Genomic DNA, 14,650 nt, shown 5'->3' with positions numbered 1-14,650 from the left:
GGCGTGCGCACGAATCAGCCATATACGTAAGAAATCGGACGCCCAAGCGCAACATCTTGTGGTGCTGCAAGGTGCATGGGGATCGCCGGCTCAGTTCTCCCTGGTCGGGGCCTCGGTGGAAGCCAGACTGGGCGACCAGTCCGGCACGCGCGGCCTCACCCCCGAGAGCACGGGGCGAATTCTGCCGCTCACGGTGTCTACGACGAAGAGCCCGAATCCCCAGTCCCGCTCTCCCACGAACACCAGATGGCGGCCATCGGGCGCCCAGCTGGGATCCTCGTTGTTGCCCTCGTAGGTGAGCTGCAGCAACCGTTGTCCCTGTGCGGCCACATCCGCGATGAGGATGTGGTAGCTGCCGCGGCGGTAGCGGCCGTGGAACGCGACCCGGTCGCCGGAGGGCGCCCAGTCCGGCGAGGTATAGTAGCCGCCCTGTCCGTAGAGGTAGGGAGATACCAGGTCCGGCCGACCGCCGGATTCCGCCGGCATCACGTAGATCTGCGGGATGGCCACGCCCAGCCGGTTGGAGTTGAAGGCCAGGCGTCTCCCGTCCGGCGAGAACGAAGGCGAAAGGTCGTTCCAGCGCCCTGCGGTGAGGCGCCAGAGGCAGCAGTCCTCGCGGACGCGCCAGGAGAAGAGACCGCTCTCGGCGCCATCCGCCAGCGAGAAGATGATCTCCTCCCCGTTCGGATGGTACACCGGGGTCATCGGCTGGCCGGCGCGGTTGAAGTCGAGGACGCGCGTCTGCCTGGTGGCGATTTCCATTTCATGGATGGCCGGATCCCCGCTTGCGAAGGACAGGAACGCCAGGCGCGAGCCGTCCGGGGACCACGAACAGGACATGGTGAGGGAGTTGAAGTTGGTGAGCCGCCGCAGGTTCTCGCCGTCCGAGTCGACCACGTACAGCTCCTGGGAACCGGCAGCCGATTCCATGGAAAAGCAGATCCGGGTGGCGGCCATCCCGGGCTCCCCGGTAATCCATCGGACGACATCGTCGGAGATCGCGTGGATGGCCATGCGGAAGTCCTCCGCGTCGGGGCGCGGAAGTGAGAAGCGGGCCCGCTCCTTCACCTCCGAGAAGACGACGTCGTGCAGTTCCAGGACGAGCACGAAGCGGTTGCCAAGCCCCTCGACCTGTCCGGTCACCAGCCAATCGGCGCCAAACTGGTCCCACAGGCCGTAATCCACGCCTCCGCCACCGGGGGCCAGCGGAATCGAATCCATCATCTCGAACCGGTCGCTGTAGCGCAGGTCGCGCGCGATCACGGCCTCGACCCTGGGCGCGACCGTCAGGCCGCCGAAGCGGCCCGTGAAGGGGCTGATCGCCAGGGTGGGCACATAGCTCTCGTAGACCACCCCCAGGTGGCGAACCGCACCCGGGATGGTGTCGACCTGGGCAGCCGCCCGGCCGGCGGTGGCCGACAGCAGGACCAGCAGGAGGGCTGTGGCTCCGCCCAGGGCCCGCCCGGGGCCGCCGCGGCTGACCTGTCGGACCTGGTTCGCGATCCGGACGCCTTTCCTCATGTGACGCTCCTCCCTACGCGGCCGGACCCGGCCCGTGACGGACCGTGGACTCCGTCGGCGGCCGGCGCCGCGCCGGGCTGAAAGTGAACCGGAAGGGTGCGTTTTCGAGCCCCATCTCCGGCGGCAGCGGACCGAAGCGTCCACCTCCGGCGCATTCGACGGCCTCCCGCACGGCCAGATCGAAGACGACGCTTCTCGATGTCTCGGAGATGCGCACCGTCGTGTCGATCACCTTGCCCTCCCGGTCGAGCACGAAGTCCACCGAAGCGGTAAGATCGGCCATCCCCGGCGGACGGAAGCACCGCCGCATCTGCCGCTGCATGTTGGCGTAATACTGTGGGAAATCCCGTTCCACGCCCCTCATGCGGACATCGAGATCGTCGGTGCCCGTGCTGGGTTCGTCCAGCGGCGCCGGCTCGGGTTCCTCCTCCACCGGCCGTTCCTCCGGGACGGGCTCCGGGGCATCCGGGAGAGGAACGGGCTCGGGCTCCGCTTCGTCCTCCAGTTCGGCTACCGGCTCCTCCTCGGGAAGGGCTTCGGGCTCGGGGGTGTCGACCGTCAGTTCCTCCTCCTCCGGAGCCGGCGCGGGTTCGACCTCGGCAGCGGGAGCGGGCATGGCGACCAGTTCAAGCTCGATGGTCACCAGCTGCACCGGTTCGGGCTGGATGTTGGTCGCCACGACCAGCATCAGGAAGAACCCGTGCAGGCCGACCGAGAAGAAGACCGGAGACCTGCCCGGCCGGTCCCTTCGCCGTCGCGCGCTTCGGCCCACCGCCACTCCCCCCCTTCTATCGGCTCGCGTCGGGCTCGGCAACGATCGCGAAGCGGATTCCCTCCTGCCGCGCCAGGTCCTGGACCTTCGCGAAGACCCGCACCATGTCGCCATGGTACGCAAGGGAGTCGCCCCGAATGTAGATCTGCCCCACGTTGCGCGCGCTAACCGCCTGGGATAGCACGCCCTCGAGGTCCTCGTAGGGCACGACCGTCTCGGAGAGCACGATCTCCCCGTTGGCGCGAACCGCGACGATCAGGGGCTCTTCGTCCGCGGTCAGCGCAGCGACATCGGCTCGCGGCACGCCCACCTCGATGCCCCCCTGGAGGATGGGGGCGGTGATGATGAAGATCACCAGCAACGTGAAGGCGACGTCCACGAGCGAGGTCACGTTGATCTCCGCGCGCAGCGGCAGATCCCCGCGGCGTCCCCGCGACCGGCCTTCGTGGCTCAAACGTGCCCTTCCCGCGCGAGCGTGCCGATGAACTCGCTCGAGAACCCCTCGAGCTCACCCGCGACCAGGTTCAACCGCGAAACGTAGTAGTTGTAGGCGATGACCGCCGGGATGGCGACGAAGAGGCCGGTCACGGTGGTCACCAGCGCCTCCGCCACCCCCGGGGCCACGGCGGCAATGTTCGCCGAGCCGCTCGCGGTGATTCCCCGGAAGGTGTTCATGATGCCGATCACGGTTCCCATCAGCCCGAGCAGGGGCGAGATGGAGCCGATGACCGCGAGCCAGGTAAGGCCCTGGGCGAGGTCGTCGCGCTCGTCGGATTCCTCCTTCTGCAATACCATCCGAAGCGTCTCCAGCTCAACCTGGGTCAATCCTTCCCTTGCGGACACGCCTCCGCGCAGCGCCCCCGGCCGCAACTCGCTGAAGAAGTTGACCCCGTGTCGAAAGAGGCGGCCGTAGGGGGACTCCGGGAGGGCCAGAATCGCGGTATAGGCCTCTTCGAGCCCCCGCGCATTGGACACCGCGTCCAGGAACTGGTTTCCCTGGGTCCGAACCTTGCGAAACTGGAGGTACTTCCAGCCGATCACGTACCAGCTCGCCAGGGAAAACACGCCGAGCACGGCCAGCACCACCAGGGTAGGGGCGCTCGCCCCGACGACCATTTCCAGCAAGGTTGCCGAGGGACGGCTCTGGAGCGCCAGGATCCCGACCGCGGTCATTTGGGGTTCAGTCCTCCGGCTCTTCAGGGTGACGGGGGCCGGGCATGGACGGCGGCCCGTGCGATGGCGAGATCCGGGACACACTACCCCCGCCCGCTCCGCGGGATCCTGGCGTCTGGGGCGCGGCGATCACGGACCGGCAGCCCCGGCCCTCCAGGGACGCAGGTACTCCGGCTCCCACGCTCGCGCGTTGTCCACGGGCGGCCCGGGCATGAGCGTGAAGAGGCGGGCGAGCCCCTCGGCGGTGGGCAATCCGGCCGGGGGCGGGACGACACGCCAGCCGCGCCGCCCGATCGCCGCGGCGTGGCGAAATGCGCCGTCGCCCGCGAAGATCGCCCCTTCCGGAATGGCCGAGGACAGTACTTCGCCCAGGCGCGTGGCGGACGGGGGGACCAGGACATCGACGGAGGCGGGTCCCACCCGGAAACAGCCTGCGTACACCCGGTCCGCGCGCGCGTCGAAGAGGACGTAGCAGGGAGTGCCGGGTTCGGGAGGCTCCACCGCCCGGTCCTCGTGCCCCTTGCGCCACCCGGCCGGTCCGGACCAGCCGGCGGGCAGCCAAACGCCTTCCGAAGCCGCGGCGGCGGCCAGGCTGGAGTAGGTCCATATCGGCACCCCGCATCCCTCCGTCAGCCCCTTTGCAGTCGCCGCCGCCACCCGTACGCCGGTAAAGGACCCCGGGCCACTCCCCACCACGATACCCGCCAGATCGCCCAGTTGGGCGCCCGAAGCCACGAGCACGCCGCGAATGGCGGGCAAAAGGCGGGCGGCGTGCCGGCGCGGGCTGCGCAGGAAGGCACGCGCGAGCACGTTGCCGTTCGCGGTCACGATCACGGACCCCAGCCGCGACGACGTGTCGAAGGCGAGAATGGTGCGGCTGCGTCCGTTCATCGATCCGGCAACCCGGGCGGGTTTCCGCTGCAGGAGACCTCGACCGCGCGCACGGTTGCGCCGGGAGCCGGCGCGGTCAGGGATATCTCCCAGCGGTCCGGCGGAAGGAGGGCCCGCGCTCTCTCCGGCCATTCGACGATCACGATTTCACCTCTGTCGCCAAGCTCGAACCAGCCCAGTTCCGCCAGTTCGGATTCGTCGTTCAGACGATACAGATCCATGTGTACGATGGTTTTTCCCCTCACGCCCGGATAACGGAAGACCAGATTGAAGGTCGGCGACGGCACGGCCCCGCGCACCCCGGCCCCTCGCGCCACCGCCCTCGCCAGCACCGACTTCCCCGCACCCACCGGTCCGCGCAGCATCAGAAACACCGGAGGCCTGACCGAAGACCCGATGCGCTCGCCCCACCTCGCCAGCTCTTCCTCGCTCAGCACCCTCCGCGTCTTCACCGACGCGGTCTCCGCCGTGTCCGGGGGCATCCCGGCCTACCTTTTCGCGCCTTCGCCCTCGAGCGACACCCGCAGCTCGAAAAGCTGGTCCCGCAGCATCGCGGCCCGCTCGAACTCGAGTGCGCCCGACGCCCGGTTCATCTCCTCTTCCAGAATCTTCACGTACTCTTCGCGGTTGACTTCGTCCGAATAGCCCGGCTGTGCTTCCGCCACCAGGGCGACCGGCTTCTCGCGCGCATCCGCCACACGGGTGCTGAACTCGATCTCCTCTACGCTCTTCACGATGGTTTCCGGAGTGATCCGATGTTCCCTGTTGTAGGCGAGCTGAATCTCGCGTCGCCGATTGGTCTCGTCGAGGCACCTCGCCATCGATTCGGTGATGGTGTCGGCATAGAGAATCGCCGTGCCGCGAACGTTGCGGGCGGCCCGGCCGATGGTCTGGATCAGCGAACGGGCATCGCGCAGGAAGCCCTCCTTGTCGGCGTCCAGAATGGCGACCAGAGACACCTCCGGCAGATCGAGACCCTCGCGCAGCAGGTTGATGCCCACCAGCACGTCGATTCCGCCGAGCCGCAGGGCGCGCAGGATGTCCACCCGGTCGATGGTGTTGATCTCCGAGTGCATGTAGCGGACGCGCACCCCCAGCGACTGCAGGTACTCCGAGAGGTCCTCAGCCATGCGCTTGGTGAGGGTGGTGACCAGGATGCGCTCGCCGCGGGCCGCCCGTTCGTGGATTTCGGCGAGCAGATCGTCGACCTGGCCGCGCACGGGACGCACCTCCACCTCCGGGTCGACCAGCCCCGTGGGGCGGATGATCTGTTCCACCACGACGCCCCGCGACAGCCCCAGCTCCATGTCGCCAGGGGTGGCCGAGACGAAAACCGCCTGATCCAGAACGGACTCCCACTCCTCGTACCGGAGCGGCCGGTTGTCCAGCGCGCTGGGCAGCCGAAAGCCGAACTCGACCAGGGTATCCTTGCGCGCCTTGTCGCCGTTGAACATCCCGCGGATCTGCGGAAGGGACACGTGCGATTCGTCCACGATGGTGAGAAAGCGCTCCGGGAAGTAGTCCAGAAGGCAGGATGGCCGTTCTCCGGCCTCGCGGCGGCTGATGAAGCGCGAGTAGTTCTCGATGCCCGGGCAGGTTCCCACCTCCAGCATCATCTCAATGTCGAAGTTGGTGCGCGACTCGAGCCGCTGCGCCTCCAGCAGCTTGCCCGCCCCGCGAAAGCGGTGCAGTTGATCGGCCAGTTCGTCGCGGATCAGGGGCACCGCCTCCTCCAAGGTGCGGCGGTGCGTGACATAGTGGCTGGCGGGGTAGATGGCGGTGCGGTTCAGGGAAACGATCGCCTCTCCGGTGAGGGGCTCGAACCGCGTGATGCGCTCGATTTCGTCGCCCCACAGTTCGATGCGGATCCCCTGCTCCTCATAGGCGGGCAGAATCTCGACGGTGTCGCCCCGTACCCTGAAGGTGCCGCGCTCGAAGGCGAAGTCGTTGCGGTGGTACTGAATGTCGACCAGCCCCCGCAGCAACTCGTCACGCGGCACGAGCTCCCCCACCCGCGCCTCCAGCATGAGGGAGCGATAGTCGGCGGGGTTGCCCAGGCCGTAGATGCACGAAACCGACGCCACCACGATTACGTCGTCCCGCTCGAACAGCGAGGAGGTGGAGCGGAGACGCAGCCGGTCGATGTCCTCGTTGATGCTCGCGTCCTTCTCGATATAGGTGTCGGTGGCCGGGACATAGGCCTCCGGCTGATAATAGTCGTAGTAGGAGACGAAATACTCGACCGCATTGACGGGGAAAAGCGCCTTGAGTTCCCCGTAGAGCTGAGCCGCAAGGGTCTTGTTGTGGGACATCACCAGCGTGGGACGACCGTGGCGCTGGATGACGTGCGCCATCGAGAGCGTCTTCCCGGTGCCGGTCGCCCCCAGCAGGGTCTGGAAGCGGCTGCCATCCTCCAGGCCGGCCGAAAGCTCCTCGATCGCGGAGGGCTGGTCTCCCGCGGGCTCGAAGGAGGAGTGGATCTCGAACCGGGGCACGAACTCAGGCCTCGATCCTTCCCGTCTCGCCCTTGCTCTCGCGCCGTTCGACCGTGAGCACGCCCTTCACCTGGTTCACGGCCTTGAGCACCTTTTCCAGGTGAGCCAGGTCCTCCACCTCCACCACGAACTCGCCGCTCATGCCCGCCCTGTCCGATCGAACGTCCGCATTCTGGATGTTGGTTCCGGTGTTGGCGATGGCCTTGGCGATATCCGACAGGAGCCCCCGGCGATCCACGGCCCGCGCCTGAATCTTCACCATCCGGGTATCTCCCTTCTCCGCCGTCCATCGGATTTCGACCCTGCGCTCCGGATCCTGGGACAGATAGAGCACGTTGGCGCAGTCGGTCCGGTGAATCGAGATGCCGCGCCCGACCGTGATGTAGCCGATGACGTCGTCGCCCGGCACCGGCTGGCAGCACTGGGAGTAGCGCACCATCAGGTTGTCCACGCCCTGGATGCGCACGCCTTTGCTGGAAGGACGTATCCTCGCGGCGATGCGCCGCAACGTGGAAGGGCGCTGGGAGCCGGGAGTGGTCTCCTGGTCCGGGAAGAGGGCCCTGAGGGCGGCAGCCGGACCCACGTCTCCCCGCCCCAGCGCCGCCTGCAACTGGTCGAAGTCGGGATAGCCCAGCTGCGCGGCCGCATGGATCTTCGCGTCGTCGCCCGGCTTGGGAAGGCGTCGCTTGCGAAGCTCCTGCTTCAGGAAATCCCCACCCAGCTGAAGGGCGGAGGCGAATTCCTCCTTGCGGATCCAGCGGCGGATCTGCCCGCGCGCCCGCGACGTCTTGACGAACGCGAGCCAGTCGCGGTTTGGACGCTGCTTGGCGTTCTTGATGATCTCGACCGTGTCGCCGTTCTTGAGCTTGCGCGAGAGCGGGGCGATGCGGCCGTTCACCCGCGCGCCCGCGCAGTGCGATCCGATTTCGCTGTGGACGGAATACGCGAAATCGATCGGAGTCGCGCCGACGGGAAGCTGCTTGACTTCGCCCTTGGGGGTAAAGACGAAGATCTCTCCCTGAAAGAGGTCCATGCGGAGGAATTCCATGAATTCCTCCGGCTCGCTGGTATCCTTCTGCCATTCGAGCACCTGGCGGAACCAGGAGAGAGCTTCTCCGACCTCGTCTTTCCTGGCGCCCCCGCCTTCCTTGTAGCGCCAGTGCGCGGCGATCCCCTGCTCCGCCGTCAGGTGCATCGCCTCGGTGCGGATCTGGATCTCGTAGCGGCGGCCGCGCGGACCGAACACGGTCGTGTGCAGGGATTGGTACATGTTGGACTTCGGCGTCGCGATATAGTCGCGGAAGCGCTCCTGCACCGGAGTCCAGCGGTTGTGGATCACCCCGAGCGACGCGTAGCAGTGCTGCACCGAGTCCGTAATCACGCGCAGTGCGAGCAGATCCTGTATCTCCTCGAAGGGAAGGTCGTTGGCGCGGATCTTCTTGTGGATCGACCACAGATGCTTCGGCCTGCCGGTCACGTCGACGAAGGGGATTCCCGCTTCGGTCAGCATGTCGACCAGCGGACGCTTCATCTCCATGATCTGCCGCTCCCGTTCCCGGCGGCGCTGCTGAATCTTCTTCTTCAGCTGGTTGTATTCGCCGGGTTCGAGAAACTTGAAAGCCAGGTCCTCCAGCTCCCACTTGATGGCCGCCAGCCCGAGGCGATGGGCGATGGGGGCATAGATGTTGCGCGTCTCCAGCGCGATTCGCCTCTGCTTGGGCGGCCTCAGGTGCTCGAGCGTGCGCATGTTGTGGAGCCGGTCGGCGAGCTTGATGAGGATCACGCGGGCATCCTGCACCATCGACACGAGCAGCTTGCGGTAGTTCTCGACCTGCCGTTCCGCATTCGACCGGAAGCGCACGCGCCCGATCTTCGTGACGCCGTCCACGATCCCCGCCACCTCGGCGCCGAACTGGGCTTCCACATCGGTCAGGTCGACGGCGGTGTCCTCCACGACATCGTGGATCAGGCCCGCGGCAATGGAAGCGGTATCCAGGCGCAGTTCCGCCAGGATGGTGGCGACACCGACGGCGTGGGTGACATAGCGTGCGCCGGAAGCGCGCCGCTGGCCCGCGTGTGCTTCCGCTGCGACCCGGTAGGCCCTCTCGATCTGGCTGACGTCCAGGCGGTCGGCGTACGCCTCGATGGCCGGAGCAAGATGCGCGGGCAGTTTCTGAACCGCGTTCCTGGCAATCGTGGCAGTCGAAGTCGCCATTATCGGGACTCTGCAGGTGAGACAGCGGTGTGCGGACTCGTTCGAGCTGCGCTCGACCAGTGAACATAATCGCCAGCCGGGTTATCCGCAGGGACCGGGCGCACGCGGGGTGCTGCGGGCAGTTTCCGACGAGCGGTCCGCTACATCAGGCCGTCCTGGGCCAGCGAGCGAAACGCTTCGCCCGCGATGATCACGTGGTCGAGCACCGGGATCCCGACCGTGCGGCCGGCCGCCGACAGCTGCCGGGTGACCTCGCGGTCCTCGGCGGAGGGTGACGGGTTTCCGGATGGGTGGTTGTGCACCAGAATCACCGCTGCCGCGCTTTCCACGATCGCCTCCCGCAACACCTCGCGCGGATGGATGAGGGAGGCGTCCAGGATTCCGCGCGTGATCAGCACCTCGCGCAGCACGCCGTGCTGGCTGTTGAGCAGAAGGGCGTGAAACTCCTCGTGGCGCAGATCGCGCAGCCGGGGGGCCATGCGCGCATAGATGTCGCCGGGGCCGCGGATGGGGTCGCGGGTGGAAAGGCGCTCCCTCACGCCCCGGCGACCCAGTTCCAGCGCCGCCAGCACCCTGGCGGCGGTCGCCTCTCCGACGCCCGCAACGCCCTCCAGGAGCCCGGCGGGGGCCGATCCCATGCGCGCCAGCGATCCCTCGCAGCGCCGCAGCAGGGCATCCGCCACGTCCATCGCGCTCGCGCCCCTGCTTCCGCTGCCCACCACGAGCGAAAGCAGCTCGCGGGTCGCCAGCCCGTGCACGCCCACCTCCCGCAGGCGTTCGCGCGGGCGGTCTCCGCGCGGCCATTCGCGCATCGGGCGGGGGGGTGTCAGGCGGCGCGCCCGTGGCACTTCTTGTATTTCTTTCCCGAGCCGCAGGGACAGGGCGCGTTGCGTCCCGGGCGGGCCTCGACGGTGACCGGCCGGGACTTGCGCGCCTCCCCGCGGTTGGTTGCCAGGGTGGACACGTCGGTTGCGGGACCGGCAGCGGCGCGCGCGCTCCGGGCGATGCCGGTCGCATCGACTCGCCCCGGCACGTCCGCCCGGCGGGAGACCGGAGCAGCCGACCGTGCGCGGGTGGTGGCGGCCGATGTCTCCTGCGGACCCGTATAGGTGAGGCGCTGGCCTCCCATCGGGCGCCGCCGCATCATCGGCTGCTGCTCGACCTGCGCCCGCAGGATGAGCGACGCCAGCGTCTTGCGCAGATCGTGCATGAGGTCCACGAACATGTCGTAGGCCTCTTTCTTGTATTCGACCAGGGGGTCCTTCTGCCCCCAGCTGCGGTACGAGATGGACGCCTTGAGGTGGTCGAGGTCGTACAGGTGATCCTTCCATTTCTGGTCGATCACCGACAGCAGGATATAGGAGGTGACGCGTTCCGCGGTCTCGCCGAATCCCTCCAGCTTGCGCTGGAAAGCGTCCCTTCCGGCCTCGTTGACAAGTGTCGCCAGATCCTCGTGGTCCAGTTCCGGGACCGGCTCGTCCCCATCGGGCAAATCGTTCACGAGCACCAGGAATTCGAGCAGCAGGCGGCGCTTGAGTCCGGCCAGGTCCCATTCCTCCTCGGGGCTGGAGGCGGGCACATACTCGTCCAGCGTGCTCCCGAGGGCGTACTCGATCATCTCCCAGATCTCGCCCTTGAGATCCTCTCCCCCCTCCAGTGCGAACAGGCGCAGGTCGTAGATGACCTCGCGCTGCTGGTTCATGACATCGTCGTAGTCGAGAAGCCGCTTGCGCGCCTCGAAGTTGTTCCCCTCCACGCGCACCTGGGCCCTTCCGATCGAGCGCGTAACCAGGGGATGCGCGATCACCTCGCCTTCCTCGGCGCCGAGCTTCTCCATGGCCCCCGCCACGCGGTCCGACATGAACAGACGCATCAGGTCGTCTTCGAGGGAGAGGAAGAACTGCGAGGTTCCCGGGTCGCCCTGGCGTCCGGCGCGCCCCCTGAGCTGGCGGTCGATGCGGCGCGAGTCGTGCCGCGCCGATCCGAGAATGTGAAGGCCGCCGATCTCGATGACGAAGTCGTCCGGCTTCCTCTCCAGGTCCACGGTGACCCGGCGTGGATCGACCGGATAGAGTTCGTCCAGGTCGAGCCCGCGGGCGCGCGCCCAGCCTGCGGTGCGCGCGTCCTTCACCCCCTCGCCCAGTTTGATGTCGGTGCCGCGGCCGGCCATGTTGGTGGCGATGGTCACCGCCCCCGGGCGCCCCGCCTCGGCCACGATCTCCGCCTCGCGGAGGTGCTGCTTGGCATTGAGCACGTTATGGCGGATGCCACGCCGCTTGAGCATGCGGGAAAGCGTTTCCGAGACATCCACGTTGGTGGTGCCGACCAGCACGGGCAGCTCCAGCCGGTTGAAATGCCCGATCTCGTCCATGAGCGCGTTGTACTTCTCGCGTACGGTGCGGAAGATGAGGTCGTCGCGGTCGTCCCGGATCACAGGCCGGTTGGTGGGGATCACCATCACGTCCAGGCCGTAGATCTGGTGGAATTCGTTCTCCTCCGTCTCCGCGGTTCCGGTCATCCCCGCCAGCTTGTCGTACATGCGGAAATAGTTCTGGATGGTGATGGTGGCGAGCGTCTGGGTCTCGCCCCGCACCTCCACACCCTCCTTCGCCTCCACCGCCTGGTGCAGCCCGTCGCTCCACCGCCGGCCCGGCATCTGCCGCCCGGTGAACTCGTCCACGATCACCACGGCGCCGTTCTCGCCGAGGATGTACTGCTCGTTGCGATGATAGAGCGCGTATGCCTTCAGCAACTGGTGAATGACGTGGATCTTCTGGCTCTTGGTCGCGTACTCGCCCTCGAGCGCCTGAATGCGTTCCCGCCGGTCGTCCACCGAGAGCATCTCGTCCTGCTCGAGCTCCCCCATTGCCTCGGAGAGATCCGGCACCACGAAGGCATCGGGATCTCCCGGTGACAGCGTGTCCAGGCCCTTGTCCGAGAGGTGCACGTTGTGCCCCTTCTCATCCATCGCGAACAGCAGGAGTTCGTCGATCTCGTGCAGGCGCTTTTCGCGCATGTAGTCGCCTTCGACCTTCTGCACCAGCTTCTGAATCCCCGGATCCTCGGCGAAGAGCTTGAGCAGGCGCTTGTTCTTCGGCGTCCCCCGCTTGACCGCCAGCAGGCTCTCGCCGGCGCCGTGCTCGTTGCCAGCCTCCAGTTCACGATGCGCGCCGGCCACCAGCTCACCCGTGATCTTCGACTGTTGCCGATAGAGTCTCCCCACCAGCGGCGCCATCTGCTTGAACGGCGTCGAGGTGTCGCGACCGACCGGTCCCGAAATGATCAGCGGCGTCCGAGCCTCGTCGATGAGGATGGAGTCCACCTCGTCGATGATCGCGAAGGGATGCCCGCGCTGTACCCGCTGCGCGAGGTCGTGGACCATGTTGTCGCGCAGGTAGTCGAACCCGAACTCGTTGTTGGTCCCGTAGGTGATGTCCGCCAGGTACGCCTGCCGGCGCTCCTCCGAACCCGGCTGGTGCTCGTCGATCACATCCGTGGTGAGGCCCAGCGATTCATAGATGTAGCCCATCCACTGGGCGTCGCGGCGGGCCAGGTAGGAGTTGACGGTGACGAGGTGTGCTCCCCGCCCCGCGAGGGAGTTCAGGTAGAGCGGCATCGTCGCCACCAGGGTCTTGCCTTCACCGGTGGCCATTTCGGCGGCCTTGCCCTGGTGGAGCGCAATCGCCCCGATCAACTGGACATCGTAGGGGATCATGTCCCAGACCAGGTCGTGCCCGGTCACCCGCACCGTGGACCCGACGAGTCTCCGGCACGCCTCCTTGACGACGGCAAACGCCTCGGGAAGGATGTCGTCGAGGGCCTCTTCGAGTTCGGCGAGATAATCCTTGTCGAGTTCGGCAATCCTGAGGCCGAGGCTCTCCCGCTCGGACGGATCCTGAGACCGGCTCTTGCGTTCGCGAAGGTCCTGCGCCTGGTCGAGAACGGGACCCACCCGTTCGTGTATGCGGGCACGGAACTCGTCCGTCTTGCCGCGCAGCTCATCCCGCGAGATCCCGGCCAGTCCCGCCTGGATCTCGTTGATCTCGTCGACCAGGGGCTGGAGTTTTCGCGCTTCCCGGGCGTGCCGGTCTCCGAACACCTTTCTGGCGAATGCCTTGATCATCGTTCCGTCCAGCGCGTGGCGCGCGTCATGGCACGGTGGCGACCGGCACCGGTACCGCCGGCAGCCACTCCCCCGGCCGCGATGTAAGGGCGTTCCGCGTACGGGTACAGCCCTTCCCGCTTCACGATCGCGCGGACCGGGTCGGGCACCAGATACCGAAGCCGGCGTTCCTCGCCGAATCGCGTCCGAATCTCGCTCGACGAGACGTCGATCCGGGTGACGGGCAGTTGCTCGTGCTTTACTCCAGGGGACGGAACCCGTCCGAAGGAGCCGCCACCGGGGACCATGACCACGACCCGCGCCAGGCGCGCGATCTCGGCGGGTTCCCGCCATTTGTGGAAGGCCGCCGCCTGATCGGGGCCGATCAGCAGGAAGAGGCGGGTCGCGGCACCGGCGGCCACGAGCTCCCGCAGCGTGTCGACCGTATAGGAGGTGCCCTTCCGGCGCACCTCCCGGTCGCTTACCCGGAAGCGTGCGTCGCCGGCTACGGCCGCTCGGGTCATTTCCAGGCGAACCTCGGGGGACGACAATCGCCACGGGCGCTTGTGGGGAGGATGCCCGCACGGGATCCACACGACGCGGTGCACGGGAAGAGCGTCGTAGGCGTCCTGCGCAACCGTCAGGTGCCCGATGTGGGGCGGGTCGAAGGTTCCCCCGAAGAGCGCGACGCCCCCGGAAGCACGCTCATCCGACATCACGGACCTCCTCCGCTTCCGGTGAATCCGGATACCGGTCGAGCAGCCTCTGGCGCGCCTCGGTCGCCTCTTCCTCGTACTCCAGGCGCTGGTAGGTGCGATAGATGAAGAGCAGGGCGGCCGGGGCCGCGGTGGTATCGGGATAGCCCTCGAGCGCCTGCTCGAAATAGATGAGTCCGGAATCCAGCAAGCTGCGCCGGAAGTAGAACTCGCCCCGGTTGACGTCCTTCCACGCCAGCTTTTCCACCATGACGTTGCGGATCGAATCAGCCTCTGCAGCCTCCTGGGTTCCCGGGTAGTCGAGCGTCACCGCCTGACAGGATGACAGTGCCTGCACGGTATACTGCTGGTCACGGTCGAGGATCGGCGACAGGCGCGAGTGCGAGCGGCACAGCCCCAGGGCCGCGTCCGTCATGAGCTCGTGGGTCGGATACGTGCTGGAAAAGCGAACGAATTCGGAGTTGGCGGTTATGTAGTCCCCCTTGTTGAGATAGGCCTGCGCGAGCAGCATGCGGGCCTCGGCCATCTGATCGAAGCCCGGCGCTCCCTGCACCAGCCTCTCAAGCGCCGTCACGGCTTCATCCCAGTCTTCGCGATCGAACGCCTCCTGCGAGTACTCGAGGAGTTGCGAGGCGGTCAATCCGAAATAGGGCGGGGTGGATGAGCAGGCGGCACCCAGGCATACGACCAGTGCGGACAGCACCCAGGTGCGCCCGCTTCTGTACGCGCGACTTCCACTCATCATCGGCACCGAACTCTCCTGAA

At 67.1% G+C, this 14,650-nt stretch carries 12 protein-coding genes; all 12 read right to left on the bottom strand.

Going from position 1 to position 14,650, the window contains the following annotated elements:
• Positions 1-90: 90 nt before the first annotated feature.
• The 12 genes from OXU32_03695 to bamD all read right to left on the bottom strand — a co-directional run bounded on the left by OXU32_03695 (position 91) and on the right by bamD (position 14,630).
• Complete coding sequence (locus tag OXU32_03695) at positions 91-1,521, bottom strand: hypothetical protein (GenBank protein ID MDE0073071.1); 1,431 nt, start codon at positions 1,519-1,521, stop codon at positions 91-93.
• A gap of 13 nt (positions 1,522-1,534) precedes the next feature.
• Complete coding sequence (locus OXU32_03690; protein ID MDE0073070.1) at positions 1,535-2,293, bottom strand: TonB C-terminal domain-containing protein; 759 nt, start codon at positions 2,291-2,293, stop codon at positions 1,535-1,537.
• A 16-nt stretch (positions 2,294-2,309) separates the two neighbouring features.
• Positions 2,310-2,747 (bottom strand): biopolymer transporter ExbD, encoded by a 438-nt coding sequence (locus OXU32_03685; GenBank protein ID MDE0073069.1) that lies wholly within the window; start codon positions 2,745-2,747, stop codon positions 2,310-2,312.
• Positions 2,744-3,466 carry a MotA/TolQ/ExbB proton channel family protein gene (locus tag OXU32_03680; GenBank protein ID MDE0073068.1) on the bottom strand — a complete coding sequence of 241 codons (723 nt, stop codon included), beginning with the start codon at positions 3,464-3,466 and terminating at the stop codon, positions 2,744-2,746. Before OXU32_03680 ends, OXU32_03685 begins: the two co-directional genes overlap by 4 nt.
• A gap of 129 nt (positions 3,467-3,595) precedes the next feature.
• On the bottom strand, positions 3,596-4,357 hold the full coding sequence (gene tsaB, locus OXU32_03675; protein MDE0073067.1) for a tRNA (adenosine(37)-N6)-threonylcarbamoyltransferase complex dimerization subunit type 1 TsaB: 762 nt from the start codon (positions 4,355-4,357) through the stop codon (positions 3,596-3,598).
• A complete protein-coding gene (gene tsaE / locus OXU32_03670; GenBank protein ID MDE0073066.1) occupies positions 4,354-4,809 on the bottom strand; it encodes a tRNA (adenosine(37)-N6)-threonylcarbamoyltransferase complex ATPase subunit type 1 TsaE in 456 nt (151 codons plus the stop codon). The genes tsaB and tsaE overlap by 4 nt, the downstream gene beginning before the upstream one ends.
• Before the next feature lie 36 nt (positions 4,810-4,845).
• A complete protein-coding gene (gene uvrB, locus OXU32_03665; protein ID MDE0073065.1) occupies positions 4,846-6,852 on the bottom strand; it encodes an excinuclease ABC subunit UvrB in 2,007 nt (668 codons plus the stop codon).
• Between the two features lie 4 nt (positions 6,853-6,856).
• Positions 6,857-9,067, bottom strand: coding sequence for a bifunctional (p)ppGpp synthetase/guanosine-3',5'-bis(diphosphate) 3'-pyrophosphohydrolase (locus OXU32_03660; protein MDE0073064.1), 2,211 nt, complete (start codon positions 9,065-9,067; stop codon positions 6,857-6,859).
• Between the two features lie 140 nt (positions 9,068-9,207).
• Entirely contained in the window at positions 9,208-9,879 is a 672-nt protein-coding gene (radC, locus tag OXU32_03655; GenBank protein MDE0073063.1) for a DNA repair protein RadC, read from the bottom strand.
• Positions 9,880-9,893: 14 nt separating this feature from the next.
• Positions 9,894-13,190: a preprotein translocase subunit SecA gene (gene secA, locus OXU32_03650; protein ID MDE0073062.1), complete on the bottom strand. Its 3,297-nt coding sequence runs from the start codon at positions 13,188-13,190 to the stop codon at positions 9,894-9,896.
• Complete coding sequence (nadD, locus tag OXU32_03645) at positions 13,187-13,885, bottom strand: nicotinate-nucleotide adenylyltransferase (protein ID MDE0073061.1); 699 nt, start codon at positions 13,883-13,885, stop codon at positions 13,187-13,189. Before nadD ends, secA begins: the two co-directional genes overlap by 4 nt.
• On the bottom strand, positions 13,875-14,630 hold the full coding sequence (bamD, locus tag OXU32_03640; GenBank protein MDE0073060.1) for an outer membrane protein assembly factor BamD: 756 nt from the start codon (positions 14,628-14,630) through the stop codon (positions 13,875-13,877). The genes nadD and bamD overlap by 11 nt, the downstream gene beginning before the upstream one ends.
• Between the last annotated feature and the right edge of the window lie 20 nt (positions 14,631-14,650).

It is taken from the genome of Gammaproteobacteria bacterium (assembly GCA_028819075.1).
Lineage (GTDB): Bacteria > Gemmatimonadota > Gemmatimonadetes > Longimicrobiales > Gaopeijiaceae > BD2-11.
The sequence above is the reverse complement of the archived record's forward strand: the minus strand, read 5'-3'. Positions and strand labels throughout refer to the sequence as shown.